Below are 16,413 nucleotides of genomic sequence, written 5' to 3' on the forward strand. Positions count from 1 at the left end.
TTTTGTCTGGCTAGATTGGTCACCAACAGGAATATGGAGCCTCCATGAACGCACCGGCCGTTGAAGTGAGCGAACACACCAATCGTCGCGCGGGTGGCCGCCTGGGGCGCAAGGCGCTGCGGGGAGCTCCCGTAGCGTCATTTCCGACCCTGGTTCGCAAGATTCCGGTGTATCAGATGGTCCCGGACGAGGCGGTGGAGCTCATCCACCAGGAGTCGCTCTCGATCCTCGAAGAGGTGGGATGCGAGTTCCGCGACGACGAGGCTATCGCACTGTGGAAGGCGGCGGGCGCCGATGTCTCGGAGACAAGGGTCCGCATAGACCGCGCCCTGCTGATGGACCTCGTATCGAAGGTCCCGTCGGAGTTCACGCTCAATGCGAGGAATCCCCAGCGTTCCGTACGTGTGGGTGGCAACAACTCCATCTTCGTGCCGATGTACGGGGCGCCTTACGTGCGCGACCTCGACAACAACAGGCGCTACGGCACACTCGCCGACCTCAACAATTTCCACAAGCTCGCCTACATGGCGCCGGCGCTGCATTCGTCGAGCTCGATCATCTGCGAGCCGATGGAAATCGCGGTGCCGAAGCGTCACCTCCACATCATCCATTCGGCGCTGAAGCACTCCGACAAGCCGTTCATGGGCATCGTGACCTCCAAGGATCGAGCCGAAGATACGATGGCGATGGCAGGCATCGTGTTCGGCGAGGACTATGTCCGCGACAACCCAGTCCTGGTGGCCATCACCAACTGCAATTCGCCGCTGGTCTGGGATGCCACCATGCTGGACGCGATGAAAGTCTATGCGCGCCACAACCAGCCGCTGATCCTCGCGCCCTTTGCCCTTTGCGGCGCCTCGACTTCGGCCTCTGCCGTCGGTGCGGTCGCGCAGGTCAATGCCGAAGCGCTGGCGGGCGTCGCGTTCACACAGCTCTTGCGTCCGGGTTCGCCGCAGATCTACGGACAGTTCATGGTGACGGTCGACATGAAGACCGGCGCTCCCATGGGCGGCACGCCGGAGGCGGCCCAGATGATGTATCTCATGGGCGCGCTCGCGCGGAAGTATCGGCTGCCGTGGCGCACGTCCGGTTTCCATGTCGGCTCGAAGCTCAACGACGCCCAGGCGGGCTACGAGGCGAACATGCTGATGCATGCCGCCATCCTTGCCGGCGCCAACTACATCTGGCACTCCGCCGGTTGGCTCGAGGCCGGCCTGACCTGCGGCTATTCGAAATTTGCGACCGACTGCGAGCAGCTTGTCGGCTGGTACAAATATGCTGGCGGGCTGCCGTTCGACGATTTCAAGGAGGCTATGGCGGCGATCCGCGAGGTCGGACCGCAGGGCCATTTCCTTGGCACCCAGCACACGCTCGAACATTTCGAGTCCGCCTTCTTCATACCGAGCATCATGGACTTCAATTCGTTCGAACAGTGGAAGGCGGAAGGAGCAAAGGACCACGACACCCGCGGCCGCGAGAAAGCGCGCAACATGCTCGCCGATTACGAGGAGCCGAAGCTCGATGAGGGCATCGCCGATGGTCTCAAAGATTTGATTGCGCGGCGCGAGGAGAAACTGCCGGACAGCGTTAGTTGATAACGGGCGAAGACCCGATGGGAACCATAACGGAGGAAAAAATGACACTCTTCAGAAGCAACGGTGATCGCGTACCGAGCGCCATCGAAGCGATGGCCAGCGAGGCTCGTGCAGGTCGTGTGGATCGGCGCGAGTTTCTGGCTCTCGCAAGCGCCTTCGGCGCATCGACGGCCTTTGCCTACGGCATGATCGGCCTCGCCGTGCCGCAGCGGGCCTTGGCTGAAGAGCCGAAGAAAGGCGGCACGCTCCACGTTTCGATGTCGGTGAAGGCACAAAAGGATCCGCGCACCTACGACTGGGTGGAACTTGCGAACATTTCGCGCTGTTGGCTGGAGCCGCTTGTCCGCTACACGCGCCAGTTCACTTTCGAGCCGGTTCTGCTCGAAAGCTGGGAGGTCAACGACGACGCCACCGAATACGTGCTGCATGTGCGCAAGGGCATCGCCTGGAACAACGGCGATGCTTTCGGCGCCGATGATGTGGCCTATAATCTGACGCGCTGGTGCGAGAAGGCTGCCGCCGGCAATTCCATGGCCGCGCGCGTTGGTGCGCTGATCGATGCAAAGACCGGCAAGGCCAGGGAAGGGGCGATCACCAAGGTCGACGACAACACGGTGAAGCTGAAGCTGAACGAACCGGACATCTCGCTGATCCCGAACTTCACCGACTATCCGGCGCTCGTGGTCCATCGCAACTTCGACGCCGACGGCGCCAATCCGATCGAGAAGCCGATTGGCACCGGGCCGTTCGAACTGGTGTCCTATTCGGTCGGCCAGAAAGCGATCGTCAAGCGTCGTGAGACTGGCAAGTGGTGGGGCGGTGAAGCGCTTCTCGACGGCGTCGAATTCATCGACTACGGAACCGATTTCAACGCCTCGATAAATGCATTCGACTCCGGCGAAATCGATCTCAACTTCGAGACGCCGGCCGACTTCATAGACATTCTCGACAAGATGGGGCTGGTAAAATCGGAGGTCGCGACAGCGACCACGCTCGTCGCCCGGACCAACATCACGAACAAGCCCTATGAAGACAAGCGGGTTCGCAACGCCCTCCAGATGGCCGTCGACAACAAAGCGGTGCTCGAACTTGGCTACGCCGGGCGAGGCACTGTTGGTGAAAACCACCACGTCAGCCCGATTCATCCGGAATACTACGCGCTGCCCAAGAAGACACGCGACGCCGCGGGCGCCAAGAAGCTTATGACGGAGGCCGGGCAGGACGACTTCGAGCATGAACTGATCACCGTCGAGGACGATTGGCAAAAGAACACCGGCGACGCTATTGCCGGCCAATTGCGCGATGCCGGGATCAAGGTGAAGCGCACCGTGCTGCCGGGGTCGACCTTCTGGAACGACTGGACGAAATACCCCTATTCGATGACCATCTGGTACATGCGCCCGCTTGGCGTCCAGGTGTTGGCGCTCGGCTATCGCACCGGCGAGGCCTGGAATGAAACCGGCTACTCGAACCCTGATTTCGACGCCAAGCTCAAGCAGGCTCTCTCGCTCATCGACGTCGAGAAGCGCCGCGAGGTCATGAAGGACATCGAGCAGATCCTGCAGGATTCGGGCGTCATCATTCAGCCGTTTTGGCAGAAGCTGTTCAGCCACATGAACGAGAAGGTGAAGGACTACGGTGTCCACCAAACCTTCGAGATGGATCTCCAGAATGTCTGGCTGAACGCCTGAGTTGCCAGCAGAGGAGGCGTTGCAGGATTTCATGGACCGCAAGAAAGCCGACGGGCAAGATGCGTGGTACTGATAGCTTCCGTCAGTGAACAATCGGGGACACGCATGAAACTGCCACTTTTTGTTGCCGCGCTTTCGATGGCCTTGCCGGCGGCCGCGTTTGCCGGCCCGGCTGCCAGCGCCGTGAAGTTCTTTTATGTCCCGTCGGTCAAATTCGAGGCCGATGCGCAATATCGCGACCGCTTCACCGCGCCAGTGACGAAACTGTTTGAACTGAACGACAATGCGGCAAAGAACCATCCGGATGAAGTTCCCTGCATCGACTTCGCCCCTGGTCTCGATGCGCAGGACTATGACGAGAAGACCGTGGCCAAGACGCTGACCCTGGCTGAAACGCTCAATGGCGACAGCGCCGAGGTGACGGCGACGTTCAACCTTTTCCCGGAAGGCGATGATTCCAAACGCGAAATGGTCTGGTCGTTGAAGAAGATCGACGGCCAGTGGAAGGTCGCCGACATTACCTCGAAGACCAGCGGCTGGACGCTGAGTGCGCTCGAATGCCTGGCCGGGCAGCCCCCGGAGTGATGCCGTGCCTTGCCGCCGTCCCTGGGTTCTGGCGACTGCGTGCCTGCTGGCCGGATTGAGCAGCGCCGCCGCTCAGGGCCTGTTGGGCGCGCCACCAGCAGACGCGCCGGCCGACAATGCGGCACCTCCGCTCGCAGTTTTGCCGCCGGCAGAAAACGCGCCGGCCGCACCCGTGCAGCCGGGCTCGCCGACTGCGGTGGTGAAGCCGTTCTACGAGCATGCCGGGCTCGAGGTCGATCCGGCTCAGCGGGGCCATTTCACCGACCCGGCAAAGTCGGTGCTGGACAAGAGCGACGTGCTGCGCAAGTCGGGGCAGGGCGAGTGCCTCGATGCCAACATGGCGCTCGACAATGCCGAATACGACAAGGCGGAGATCGACAAGAGCCTGAAGACCATCGAAGCGGTCAGGGGCGACGAGGCCAAGGTCGTCGTCGCCTTCGTCGTCTCCGGCAATCCGCACCGGCTGGAATGGAAGTTCAAAAAGGTCGACGGCGACTGGAAGATATCGGACCTGCTCTCGGTGACCGGCGAATGGGCGCTAAGCCAATACCAGTGTGAGTGAGAACGGAACCGATGAAGATCAGCAACATCCGCGTCACCCACGTCAACGTCCCGCTCGATGCTCCGTTCTGGTGGACGGCTGGTCTCTACGGCGGCGCCTCGAAATCGATCGTAGAGGTCGAGACGGACGAAGGCGTGGTCGGACTGGGCGAGGCGCCATGGTGGCATTTCGGCGAGGTGATCAAGGCCGAGATCGCGCCGGCGCTGATTGGCGCCGATCCGCTCGACATCGCCGACTGCGAGGCGCGCTGTGTGCCGCCCTGGCAGATCACCGCCAACACCGGCGAAAACGCAGCCACGGTGGCGTTCGGCGCCGTCGAACTGGCGCTGTGGGATATAAGAGGCAAGGTCTTCGGTATGCCGCTCTATAAGCTGCTCGGCGGCGCGGTGCGCAAGGACATTCCGTTTTCGGAATATTTCGCCTTTCGCGCCGCTCAAGGCGGAGCCGGCGGCGAGATGACCGCCGAAGCGATCGTCGACTACTGTCTCGGCATGCGAGAACAGCACGGCTCGACGATCTTCGAGGGCAAGCTGATTATGGGCGATCCCGAGCTCGAGATCAGGACAGTGCGCACGCTGCGCGAGGCGCTTGGCGATAAGGCGCAGATCAAACTCGATTCCAACATGCAGTGGTCGCTGACCACAGCGCGTTGGGTACTGCGCGAGATCGAGCCATTCAACATCCGCAATTACGAGGATCCGGTCGCGACCTTCGAGGAGATGGCAGCGCTGCGCCAGCATTCGCGCATTCCTTTCTCCACGCACATCCCGGATATCAGACGGGCAGTCGCGCTCGGTGCGCCGGATTACTTCGTCTGCAATTTCGCAGCACTCGGCGGATTGTCGAAAACTCTGAAATTCATCGCCGCCTGTGAGGCGATGGGCAAGGGGTTCTGGTGCTATTCGAACGATCTCGGCATCATGACATCGGCTTATCTGCACGTCGTGGCGGCGACACCGTGGATCACCGAAGCATCGCAGTCGCTGTTTCGCTGGCAGATCGGCGATGTCATCAAGGACGGTCCTTTCCGCCAGACGGGCAATACGGTGCGCGTGCCGGAGGGTGACGGGCTGGGCGTCGAACTCGATCCGGCTGCGATGAAGCGCTGGGCGGGCCACTTCGCTGAACACGGGCCGATGGGCCATTTCAGTGACCCGAACAATCCCGGCCGCTACCGGCGGCTCCCGCTCAACTGATGCTACGTATTTTCCTCAGAAACTCAGGCTCACCCGCGCCCGCGATAGGGGGCGACGCCGGTGTCGGGCAGCCACACACCTTCCGGCGGCGCGCCGGTTTGCCAGAACACGTCGATCGGAATGCCGCCGCGCGGATACCAGTAGCCGCCAATGCGCAACCACAACGGCTTGGTCGCGGCGATGATGCGGCGGCCGATCATGACGGTGCATTCTTCGTGGAAGGCGCCATGGTTGCGAAACGAGGTCATGAACAGCTTGAGCGACTTCGATTCCACCAGCAGCGCATCGGGTGCGTAGTCGATGACGATATGGGCGAAGTCCGGCTGGCCGGTGACCGGGCAGAGCGAAGTGAATTCCGGGCAGGTGAAGCGAACGATGGCCGGCGGGCCGTCGCCGCGCGAAAACGGCACGGTTTCCAGGACTGCCGCTTCGGGGCTCTGTGGCGCCTCGACGTTGGTGCCGAGCTGGGTGAGGTTTTTCGTATCGGTCATGAGCAGGTTCCTTGCTGCATGTCGCCCAAAACTGCGCAGCGATTTTGGGATAGCGACATGCGTAAAAACAAAAATTTGCCGCTCATTAGCACAATTTGAAACAGCAGGAAGACGATGACTAGCAACGACCCGCTCCTCCAGCCCTATCAGCTCAAGCATCTGACGCTGAAGAACCGGGTGATGTCGACCAGCCATGAGCCGGCCTATTCCGAGGACGGCATGCCGAAGGAACGCTACCGGCTCTACCATGCCGAAAAGGCCAAGGGCGGCATGGCGCTGACCATGACCGCCGGTTCGGCGATCGTCTCGCGCGACAGCCCGGCCGCTTTTGGCAATCTGCATGTCTATGACGACCGCATCGTGCCATGGCTCGCCGAGCTTGCCGATGCCTGCCACGAGCACGATTGCAAGGTGATGATACAGATCACCCATCTCGGCCGCCGCACCGGTTGGAACAAGGCCGACTGGCTGCCCGTTCTGTCGGCTTCGCCGGTGCGCGAACCGGCGCATCGCGCCTTTCCCAAGACTATCGAGGACTGGGATATCGAGCGCATCGTCGCCGACTATGCGGCGGCCGCCCAGCGCTGCCAGGCAGCCGGTCTCGATGGCATCGAATTCGAGGCCTACGGCCACCTGATGGACGGCTTCTGGTCGCCGGCTACCAACCAGCGCGACGACGATTTCGGCGGCTCGCTCGACAACCGGCTGCGCTTCACCGGCATGGTGCTCGATGCGGTGCGTGCCGCGGTCGGCGAAAAGTTCGTCGTCGGCATCCGCATGGTCGCCGACGAGGACTTCGAGAAAGGCCTGTCGAAACAGGAAGGCGTCGAAATCGCCAGGCGGCTGGCCGGCTCCGGCAAGGTCGATTTCCTCAACATCATCCGTGGCTCGATCGAGACCGACGCCGCGCTGACAAAAGTCATCCCGGTGACCGGCATGCGGTCGTCACCGCATCTCGACTTCGCCGGGGAAGTGAGGGCGGCGACGAAATTCCCGACCTTCCATGCGGCGCGGATTTCCGACGTCGCCACCGCGCGCCACGCCATCGCCGCCGGCAAGCTCGACATGGTTGGCATGACGCGTGCCCACATTGCCGACCCGCACATCGTCAGGAAGGTGATGGAGGGCCGCGAGCACGAGATCCGCCCTTGCGTCGGCGCCACCTATTGCCTCGACCGCATCTATGAGGGCGGCGAGGCGCTGTGCATCCACAATGCGGCGACGGGCCGCGAGGCTGATATCCCGCATATCATACCGAAAACCGAGGGACCGAAGCGGAAGGTGGTCGTCGTCGGCGCCGGCGCCGGCGGGCTGGAGGCAGCGCGCGTCGCCGCCGAACGCGGGCACCGGGTGACGGTGCTGGAAGCGTCGGGCCAGGCCGGCGGCCAGGTACGGCTGGCAACGCAGAACCCGCGCCGCAAGGAATTGATCGGCATCATCGACTGGCGCCTGGCCGAACTCGACCGGCTCGGTGTCGAGATCCGCTACGATACCTGGGCGGAGAAGGACGACGTACTGGCGCTGTCGCCGGACGTGGTGGTGATCGCCACCGGCGGCCTGCCGCAGAACCCGCCTCTGACGGCCGGCGACGATCTCGTCACATCGAGCTGGGACATCATGGCTGGCAGCGTCAAGCCGGCCGAGAATGTACTGCTCTATGACGACAATGGCGGCCATCAGGGTATGGGTGCTGCCGAACTGATCGCCAACAGCGGCGCCAGGCTGGAGCTGGTTTCACCCGAGCGCTTCTTCGCCCCAGAAATGGGCGGAATGAACCATGTGCCCTACATGCGCGCCTTCCAGGAAAAGGGTGTCACCGTCACCATCAACACACGGCTGCGTTCGGTGCGGCGCGAGGGCAACCAGCTGATCGCCGAGCTCGCTTCCGACTTCGCCGATGGCTGGCGCGGCGAGCGGCGAGTCGATCAAGTGGTGGTCGAGCACGGCACGCTGCCGCTCGACGATCTCTATCTGGCGCTGAAGCCGCTGTCGAAGAACGCCGGCGCGATCGATTACGAAAAACTGATCAATGGCGGCGACATCTTTCCGGTCCGCAATCCGCAGAGTGGCTTCGTACTCTTCCGCATCGGCGACGCTGTCGCCTCCCGCAACATCCATGCCGCCATCTACGACGGCATCAGGTTCGGCTTGCGGATCTGAGGAATATTTTGGATTGATTGGTGGCGCGCAGCCGAACCTCCGTACGGAGAGCCACCACGGTACTTCGGTCCGGTCTGCGCGCCGCGCACGCCGCCGGCCATCGCCGGGCACCGTACGATCTTGCGATTGCGGCAGGACGCTCAAAACATCCTGGCGGTGGCCATGCAGAACACGGTGATGACCAGCAGTCCGCCGGCGATGCGCTCGCCTTTTGTCATCTTCGCGCGCAACTGGGTTTGCTTCGCGGCATCAGCGCCAGCCAACTGCCTGCTGGCGGAACCCACCAGCGCGCCCTGAACCCCGGCGGCGATCAACGCCGTCAAGATGCCCAGCGCCAGTACCTTCTCCATCGAGCCGAAAGAGCCGTTGTGGAAGAAATACCACAGCAGCAAACCCGTGAGGAAAACCACGCCGGCCGCGCCCATTTGCGGCCGGAAGAAACGTTCCGCCCTGATCTCCGGTTCGCGGGCAACCGCGATGGTGGTGCCGGCCCAGAACACACCCGCCATGACGTGAAGGCCGAGGACGATAATGTAGACATATTGCATGACCGCATTTCCTCTCTTGCCCACCGCTAACCGTATTGATAGATATCAAATGATTAGATGTCAATGCATAAGCTCCGAGCCGGTTCCATAGGCTTTGCCCTTGTTCTAGTGTTGGACCATGACGCCGTTTGACCGCCCGCCGATCGGGATGAATCTCGCCCGCACCGCCAAGCTGGTCGCGCAGGCTTTCGACGCTGCCTTGGTCGAGGCCGGCGGCACGCTGCCGGTCTGGGTCACTTTGCTGTCTGTCAAGTCGCGGGAGCTGGCCAACCAACGCGAGCTCGCCGGCATGATCGGCATCCGGGGCGCAACGCTGACCCACCACCTCAACGCCATGGAGACCCAAGGCCTGCTGATGCGGCGCCGCGATCCCGAGAACCGCCGGGTTCACCAGGTGGAGCTGACCCAAGCCGGAGAAGCGTTGTTCCTGAAATTGCGCACCGCCGCGTTAGCCTTCGACAAACGGCTGCGGAAAGGACTGTCCGACGACAGGCTGGTGGAGTTTGCAGCGGTGCTGGCTGCGCTGCGAGCCAATGTCGAGAGCTAGAAATTTAGGCTAGGAAGACGCTATGCGCGTAATTTCGCTGAAGGACGCCAGGGCCACACTCTCGGCGGTGCTCGATCAGGTCATCACGGGAGAACCGGCCGTCATCACCCGGCGTGGCCGCAAGCAGGCGGTCATTCTGTCGTTCCAGGACTACGAAAGACTGGCGCTTGTGCCCAGCTTTGGACAATTCCTGGCAGCATTTCCCGGCGATGAGGGTGACCTTCCGCCTCGGCTCATCAGGTCGGTTCGCAAAGCCGGACCATGACGGATCTACGCCAGGCGGCCCTGCAGCACCGTCAGCCTGGCCTTTTTCGGCGTTCGCGCCACCAGCCATTCGCGCACCCTGTCCGGCGGCATCGGGAAAGCAATGGAATAGCCTTGCACTTGGTCGCAGCCGATCGCCATCAGCGAGTCGAGTTCGGCTTCGGTTTCAGCGCCCTCGGCAACGATCGAGATGCCGAGACCGCGAGCCAGTTCTGTGAGGGCTCGCACGATCTTGGTGTTGCCGCCGTTCTCGTTGATATTCTGGACGAAACGGCGGTCGATCTTCAGCCGGTCGATCTCGTTTGGATTGACATGGCTGAGCGATGCGTAGCCGGTGCCGAAATCATCGAGCTCAAGATGGATGCCGGCCGCGCGAATGTGCCGCAGCTTTGCCGCGATACCGGTCTTCTCGTCGTCGAGAATGACGGATTCGACGATCTCCAGCGATAGTTTGTGCGCTGGCAGGCCAGCCCTCTCCAGCATGTCGAACAGGAAGACTTCGAAATCTGTCTCGCGCAGCTCCGAGCCGGACACATTGACGGCGATCCGCCCGAAGCCGATGCCTGCGCGGTTCCATTCGGCTGCTTCGTCGATCGCCTTGGTAATGACGATGCGGCCAATCTCGGACATCAAGCCGCATTTTTCTGCGATTGGAATGAACTCGCCCGGCGCGATCATACCGCGCTCCGCATGCCTCCAGCGAGCCAAAGCCTCGATGCCACTGATGGCGCCGTCCGACAGCGACACCTGCGGCTGGAAATAGACCTCGAATGCCTTCTCCGAGATGGCGACCCTAATGTCGAGCTCGAGCTGCTTTCGATTGTCGAGTTCGCGCCTCAGCTCATCGGAGAAGAACGACAAACTGCCGCCGCCCTGCTTCTTGGCTGAATACAGCGCCAGATCGGCATGGACGAGCAGGTCCTGCGCATTGTCGGCATCGATCGGGTAGACCGCAATCCCGGCACTTACACCCGGATGGATCGTCGTGCCTCGGAATATGACCGGCTCATTGAGTTTGGCCAGCATGCGCCTGGCGACGACATCGATGTCTTCGGTGCTGCCGGCGTCGTTGAGGACCACAACGAATTCATCGCCTCCGAGACGCACGTTGAGATCCGACGTCCGGCAGGAATCGCGCATACGCTGCGCGGCCACCACCAGCACATAGTCGCCAGCGGCATGGCCGAGCGTGTCGTTGATCTGCTTGAACCGGTCGAGGTCGAACTGCACCACGGCAACCCGTTCACGCCTTCGCCGCGCGCCGTTGATGAACGTATCGAAATGGTCGGTCAGGAAGGTGCGGTTGTGCAGGCCGGTTAGCCCGTCATGCACCGCAATAAAGGCCATGGAATTGCGTGCATCGACCAGCTCGCACGTCCGGCGCAGGATGGCGTTCGACATCGGCCGGAAAATGAAAAGTGCCACCATCAGGATAACGCCGATGGTCGAGTAGAACAATGTCCGATGAAGATCGAGGAGCCTTTCGGAGCGCTGGTCCGCGTAGGCGCTGATGCGCTGGCCGAGTGCTGCGTAGCCCGACAATGTTGCGTTGGCAACGGATGCGTTCAGGTTGACGCGCTCCTCTCCACCTTTGTAGCCGCCGCTGCCAGTCGTGTTGAGCCGCGATTCGAATGAAGAGATCAGGCGCTCGCCGTTGGCGATAAGCCCAACCGAGAAGTAGTCGAGATGGTACGGCTTGGCGAAAAGCACGCTCTCGATCGATTTCGGATCGAACCTTGCCGGCGACACCGGATCGGCGGCGGTCCGCTCGAGTAGCAGATCGTAATTTTTCTCGAACTCCACCGTCGCTTGCTTGAGCGCGGTAACCAGGGCGCGCTGTTGATCGCGCGAGGCGCTGCCTGTCGCGCCGGCAAGGAAGACGATGCGCTGCGACAGGGCTTTTTGTGTGCTGACGATATCGAGCAGCGCTTGATTGTGCCGTTGGGTCGCCATCACCTGTTGCAGCAGGATGAAGGAGGCCACGACCATGGCGGCTATGATCAGCAGAGCCAGCCAGTAGCCCGATTTGATGAGGAGTATGAGCCTGCCTGAAACGGCGTGCACCGGCTGCTGCGACATTTTCTGAGGCGGCCTCTTGCCAACGAATTCTTGCGCGACAACCTTTGGCTTCAAAGTGTTAACAGGTTTGGGACGGCAACAGGCCGGCGGCGGCGACCGTGGCGGGAAACCCGCAAAGTGGTTATTGCAATCTTTCGCGGCGCCTCCGCATTTGAACATCGTGGCCTCTGCCGTGCCATTGCCGCCACCGGAGCGGTCGCTTTTGCGATGGATTTTTCGCCCGCGGGGCGCGACAGTCCTCATCGATCTCAACAGGGCCTGATCATGACCGAAGCATTCCTTTCCCACATCGACAGCGAGCTTGAAGGACTGAAAACGGCAGGCCTCTATAAATCCGAGCGGGTGATAAGCTCGACCCAATCGGCCGAGATCGAGGTCGGCGGCGAGAAGGTGCTGAATTTCTGCGCCAATAATTATCTCGGCCTCGCCGACAGCGCCGAACTGCGCGAGGCGGCCAAGCAGGCGCTCGACCGTTACGGCTACGGCATGGCGTCGGTGCGCTTCATCTGCGGCACGCAGGAAGAACACAAGCAGCTCGAGGCGACCATTTCTGACTTCCTCGGCATGGAGGACACCATCCTCTACGGCTCCTGCTTCGACGCCAATGGTGGCCTGTTCGAGACGCTGCTCGGCGAGGAGGATGCGGTCATCTCCGATGCGCTGAACCACGCCTCGATCATCGACGGGGTGCGGCTGTCGAAGGCAAAGCGCTTCCGCTACGCCAACAACGACATGGCCGATCTCGAAGCGCGGTTGAAAGAGGCGCGCGACTGCCGGTTCCGGCTGATCGCCACCGACGGCGTGTTCTCGATGGATGGCATCATCGCCAATCTGAAGGGCGTCTGCGATCTCGCCGACAAATATGATGCGATGGTCGTGGTCGACGACAGCCATGCAGTTGGTTTCGTCGGCAGGAATGGCCGTGGCTCGGCCGAACATTGCGGCGTCGAGGGCAGGGTGGACATCATCACCGGCACGCTTGGGAAGGCATTGGGTGGGGCGTCCGGCGGCTACACGTCGGGCAGGAAGCAGGTGGTCGACTGGCTGCGCCAGCGCTCGCGCCCCTATCTGTTTTCCAACACGCTGATGCCGGCGATCGCCGGCGCCTCGATCCGGGTGTTCGAACTGATCCGCAATGGCGATGCATTGCGTCAGCGCCTATATGCCAACGCAGCGCGGTTTCGCTCCGAGATGGGCAGGCTCGGCTTTACACTGGCTGGCGCCGACCATCCAATCATCCCGGTGATGCTGGGCGACGCGACGCTGGCGCAGGAGATGGCGGCGCGGATGCTGAGGCGCGGTATCTATGTCATCGGCTTCTCCTTCCCGGTGGTGCCGAAGGGCCAGGCGCGCATTCGCACGCAGATGTCGGCCGCCCATTCCAGCGCCGACATCGATCGTGCGGTTGAGGCGTTCGCCGCAGTCGGTCGCGAACTCGGCGTGATTTCCTGAACGGCCGGGACCGAAAAGCGATTCCGGATCAAGAGATTCAAGCGACTAAGGTTCTGGGGACGAAAGAATGTCGAACATGATGAAGGCGCTGGTCAAGGCCAAGGCCGAGCCGGGCATCTGGATGGAACAAGTGCCGGTGCCGGAGATCGGCCCCAACGACGTGCTGATCAAGATCAGGAAAACCGCGATCTGCGGTACCGACGTCCACATCTACAATTGGGACCAGTGGGCACAAAAGACGGTGCCGGTGCCGATGGTCACCGGCCATGAATTCGTCGGCACGGTCGCCGATTTCGGCGCGGCGGTGACCGAATACAAACTCGGCCAGCGCGTTTCGGGCGAAGGCCACATTGTTTGCGGCCATTGCCGCAACTGCCGGGCGGGCAGGGGGCATCTGTGCCGCAACACGCTTGGCGTCGGCGTCAACCGGCCGGGCGCCTTTGGCGAATATCTGGCGATCCCGCAGCACAATGTCGTGCCGATCCCCGACGACGTGCCCGACGAGATCGCCGCGATATTCGATCCCCTGGGCAATGCGGTTCACACCGCATTGTCCTTCGATCTCGTCGGCGAGGACGTGCTGGTCACCGGCGCCGGGCCTATCGGCATCATGGGCGCATTGGTGGCGCAGTGCGTCGGCGCGCGCAAAGTGGTCATCACCGATATCAACCCGGTGCGCCTGGCACTGGCGAAAAAGCTCGGCGTCCAGCATGTCGTCGATGCCTCGAAGGAGAAGTTGCGCGATGTCATGCCGGCGCTCGGCATGACCGAGGGTTTCGACGTCGGCCTCGAAATGTCGGGCGCCGCGCCTGCCTTCCGCGACATGATCGATACCATGAACAATGGCGGCAAGATCGCCATTCTCGGCATCGCGCCGACCGGCTTCGAGATCGACTGGAACAAGGTCATCTTCAAGATGCTGCATCTGAAAGGCATCTACGGTCGCGAGATGTTCGAGACCTGGTACAAGATGATCGCGCTGGTGCAGGGTCCTCTCGATGTCAGCGGCCTGATCACCCACCGCATCGGCATTGACGACTATATTTCCGGGTTCGAGGCGATGAAGAGCGGTAACTCCGGCAAGGTGGTGATGGACTGGTGACGCCGAAGAAACACCGTGCGGGCTGAAAGCTGTTCCGTAGCGATCCTTCGCGCCCCCCTCTGTCCTGCCGGACATCTCCCCCACTTGGGGGGAGATTGGCCATCGTGCTGGCTTTCGCCAATCTCCGACGTCGCAAGACGAGCGGAGCGCCGAAGCTGCCGATCTCCCCACTTGTGGGGGAGATGTCCGGCAGGACAGAGGGGGGCGCTGTCCCGCCAGCGTGCCAGCAATTCTGCCAGGAACCTAGCTTTTTCCCAATGCCGCCTCCAATGCTGCCACTCCGCTTACAACGGCCGCTCGCTGTTCCGTGCTCAGCCTTGCCAGCAGCTCCCGCTCGAACGCTTTCGCCAGCGGCACCATTTCGCGATAGGCGGCAACGCCAGCTTTGGTCAGCGTCAGATGCTCGACACGGCGGTCTTTTTCGTCTGGCGTCCGGACGAGCCAGCGCCGCCGCTCGAGTTCGGCGACCGCGCGCGAAACCTTGGTCTTGTGCATGGCAGATTGCTCGCCGAGCGCCGTCGCCGTCATCGTGCCGTGCTGTCCAAGTCCGGCCAGCGTGCGCCATTCGGGTCGGGTCAGGCCGTGACGGTCCTTGTAGATCCTTGAGAATTCGCGGCTGACGGCATCGGCAAGCCGATAGAGCCGGTAAGGCAGGAAGGATTGGAGTTCGAGGATTTCCGGTTTCATTTTGGCCTTGACTGAGCAGGCTGGCGCCCCACGCCGAAATCACCATTGATGGTTACATTTTCAATGGTTACAAATGAAACCAGTTTGGTCAACTCGGAGCGCCCTTGGACGCTCCGGGACTATGAATTCGGGAGGATGCCATGGCCTTTTCCTACATGCCGGGTTTCGGCAATGACTTCGAAACCGAGACTTTGCCGGGCTCGCTGCCGCAGGGGCGAAACTCGCCGCAACGGCCGGCCTATGGCCTCTATGCGGAGCAGCTGTCGGGCTCGCCTTTCACCGCGCCGCGCGGCACCAATGAGCGCTCCTGGCTTTATCGGATAAGGCCGAGCGTCAGGCATACCGGCCGCTTCAAAGCGGCGAATTATCCGTTTTGGAAAAGCGCGCCGAATGTCGGCGACCACCAGCTCGCGCTCGGCCAGTATCGCTGGAGCCCCGTGCCCATGCCGAAGGAACCGACGGACTTCATCGCCGGCATGCGCTCGATCACCACCGCCGGCGACGTGCTCGGCCAGACCGGCATGGCGGCAAATGTCTATGTCGCCAACCGTTCGATGGCCGACGACCATTTCTTCAACGCCGACGGCGAGTTGCTGGTCGTGCCCCAGGTTGGAGCCTTGCGCTTCGTCACCGAGATGGGCGTCATCGAACTCAGGCCGGGCGAGATTGCCGTGCTGCCGCGTGGTCTGGTGTTCAAGGTCGAACTGGTCGATCCGCAAGTGCGCGGCTATGTCTGCGAGAATTACGGCGCCAAGCTGACGCTGCCGGATCGCGGCCCGATCGGCGCCAATTGCCTGGCCAATCCGCGCGATTTCAAGACGCCCTGCGCCTGGTTCGAGGACAAGGAGACACCGTGCCGGCTGATCGCGAAATGGTGTGGTCAGTTTCATGTCACCGAGATCGACCATTCGCCGCTGGATGTGGTGGCGTGGCACGGCAATTATTCGCCCTACAAATATGATCTTGCGACCTTTTCGCCGGTCGGTGCGATCCTGTTCGACCACCCCGATCCGTCGATCTTCACCGTGCTGACCGCGCCGAGCGGCGAGGAAGGCACCGCCAATATCGATTTCGTCATCTTCCCGCCGCGCTGGCTTGTGGCGGAAAACACTTTCCGGCCGCCCTGGTATCACCGCAACATCATGAGCGAGTTCATGGGCCTGATCCACGGCCAGTACGATGCCAAGGAAGAGGGCTTCGTGCCCGGCGGCATCAGCCTGCACAACATGATGCTGGCTCACGGACCCGATGCGTCTGGCTTCGAAAAAGCCTCGCGCGCGGAGCTGAAACCGGTCAAGCTCGACAACACCATGGCCTTCATGTTCGAGACACGCTTTCCGCAGATGGTGACCCGCTATGGCGCCGAGCTCGAAACCCGGCAGGACAATTACATCGACTGCTGGGCCGATCTGAAGAAACGCTTCAACGGCACGCCCGAGGGCGACTGGTCTTGA

The 16,413-nt window shown here is 62.0% G+C and carries 15 protein-coding genes; 11 read left to right on the plus strand and 4 right to left on the minus strand.

From position 1 onward, the window contains the following. Nucleotides 1-44 precede the first annotated feature (44 nt). The 5 genes from NKH21_RS24970 to NKH21_RS24990 all read left to right on the plus strand — a co-directional run bounded on the left by NKH21_RS24970 (nucleotide 45) and on the right by NKH21_RS24990 (nucleotide 5,629). Nucleotides 45-1,595, plus strand: a complete 1,551-nt coding sequence (locus tag NKH21_RS24970; protein ID WP_352663052.1) for a trimethylamine methyltransferase family protein — start codon at nucleotides 45-47, stop codon at nucleotides 1,593-1,595. 41 nt (nucleotides 1,596-1,636) lie between these two features. Beyond that, nucleotides 1,637-3,286 (plus strand): ABC transporter substrate-binding protein, encoded by a 1,650-nt coding sequence (locus NKH21_RS24975; protein WP_352663049.1) that lies wholly within the window; start codon nucleotides 1,637-1,639, stop codon nucleotides 3,284-3,286. Nucleotides 3,287-3,391: 105 nt separating this feature from the next. Then, the gene (locus NKH21_RS24980) at nucleotides 3,392-3,871 is read left to right on the plus strand and encodes a DUF3828 domain-containing protein (protein WP_352868100.1); all 480 of its coding nucleotides are present in this window, start codon (nucleotides 3,392-3,394) and stop codon (nucleotides 3,869-3,871) included. 4 nt (nucleotides 3,872-3,875) lie between these two features. Further along, a complete protein-coding gene (locus tag NKH21_RS24985; protein WP_352663043.1) occupies nucleotides 3,876-4,433 on the plus strand; it encodes a hypothetical protein in 558 nt (185 codons plus the stop codon). An 11-nt stretch (nucleotides 4,434-4,444) separates the two neighbouring features. Beyond that, entirely contained in the window at nucleotides 4,445-5,629 is a 1,185-nt protein-coding gene (locus tag NKH21_RS24990) for a mandelate racemase/muconate lactonizing enzyme family protein (protein ID WP_352663040.1), read from the plus strand. A gap of 29 nt (nucleotides 5,630-5,658) precedes the next feature. Here the strand turns inward: NKH21_RS24990 and queF are convergent, their stop codons facing one another. Further along, complete coding sequence (gene queF, locus NKH21_RS24995; protein WP_023674394.1) at nucleotides 5,659-6,120, minus strand: preQ(1) synthase; 462 nt, start codon at nucleotides 6,118-6,120, stop codon at nucleotides 5,659-5,661. Nucleotides 6,121-6,234: 114 nt separating this feature from the next. Here queF and NKH21_RS25000 point away from each other — a divergent pair, with 114 nt between their 5' ends. Next, nucleotides 6,235-8,280 carry an oxidoreductase gene (locus tag NKH21_RS25000; protein ID WP_352663037.1) on the plus strand — a complete coding sequence of 682 codons (2,046 nt, stop codon included), beginning with the start codon at nucleotides 6,235-6,237 and terminating at the stop codon, nucleotides 8,278-8,280. A gap of 140 nt (nucleotides 8,281-8,420) precedes the next feature. Here the strand turns inward: NKH21_RS25000 and NKH21_RS25005 are convergent, their stop codons facing one another. Next, nucleotides 8,421-8,828 carry a hypothetical protein gene (locus NKH21_RS25005; protein WP_023674396.1) on the minus strand — a complete coding sequence of 136 codons (408 nt, stop codon included), beginning with the start codon at nucleotides 8,826-8,828 and terminating at the stop codon, nucleotides 8,421-8,423. 118 nt (nucleotides 8,829-8,946) lie between these two features. Between NKH21_RS25005 and NKH21_RS25010 the strand changes: the two genes are divergently transcribed. After that, nucleotides 8,947-9,375, plus strand: a complete 429-nt coding sequence (locus NKH21_RS25010; protein WP_352663034.1) for a MarR family winged helix-turn-helix transcriptional regulator — start codon at nucleotides 8,947-8,949, stop codon at nucleotides 9,373-9,375. A 22-nt stretch (nucleotides 9,376-9,397) separates the two neighbouring features. Continuing rightward, complete coding sequence (locus tag NKH21_RS25015) at nucleotides 9,398-9,640, plus strand: type II toxin-antitoxin system Phd/YefM family antitoxin (RefSeq protein WP_352663031.1); 243 nt, start codon at nucleotides 9,398-9,400, stop codon at nucleotides 9,638-9,640. Nucleotides 9,641-9,645: 5 nt separating this feature from the next. On the opposite strand, the gene NKH21_RS25020 is transcribed toward NKH21_RS25015, so the two are convergent. Then, entirely contained in the window at nucleotides 9,646-11,718 is a 2,073-nt protein-coding gene (locus NKH21_RS25020; RefSeq protein ID WP_352868106.1) for a putative bifunctional diguanylate cyclase/phosphodiesterase, read from the minus strand. A 264-nt stretch (nucleotides 11,719-11,982) separates the two neighbouring features. Here NKH21_RS25020 and NKH21_RS25025 point away from each other — a divergent pair, with 264 nt between their 5' ends. Together NKH21_RS25025 and tdh are read left to right on the plus strand one after the other, a co-directional pair. Then, on the plus strand, nucleotides 11,983-13,170 hold the full coding sequence (locus NKH21_RS25025; RefSeq protein ID WP_352663025.1) for a glycine C-acetyltransferase: 1,188 nt from the start codon (nucleotides 11,983-11,985) through the stop codon (nucleotides 13,168-13,170). 67 nt (nucleotides 13,171-13,237) lie between these two features. Next, nucleotides 13,238-14,272 (plus strand): L-threonine 3-dehydrogenase, encoded by a 1,035-nt coding sequence (gene tdh / locus NKH21_RS25030; protein WP_352663022.1) that lies wholly within the window; start codon nucleotides 13,238-13,240, stop codon nucleotides 14,270-14,272. A 243-nt stretch (nucleotides 14,273-14,515) separates the two neighbouring features. On the opposite strand, the gene NKH21_RS25035 is transcribed toward tdh, so the two are convergent. Beyond that, complete coding sequence (locus tag NKH21_RS25035) at nucleotides 14,516-14,959, minus strand: MarR family winged helix-turn-helix transcriptional regulator (protein WP_352663019.1); 444 nt, start codon at nucleotides 14,957-14,959, stop codon at nucleotides 14,516-14,518. A 140-nt stretch (nucleotides 14,960-15,099) separates the two neighbouring features. Between NKH21_RS25035 and hmgA the strand changes: the two genes are divergently transcribed. Further along, a complete protein-coding gene (gene hmgA, locus NKH21_RS25040) occupies nucleotides 15,100-16,413 on the plus strand; it encodes a homogentisate 1,2-dioxygenase (RefSeq protein WP_352663016.1) in 1,314 nt (437 codons plus the stop codon).

It is taken from the genome of Mesorhizobium sp. M1329 (genome assembly GCF_040318035.1).
Lineage (GTDB): Bacteria > Pseudomonadota > Alphaproteobacteria > Rhizobiales > Rhizobiaceae > Mesorhizobium.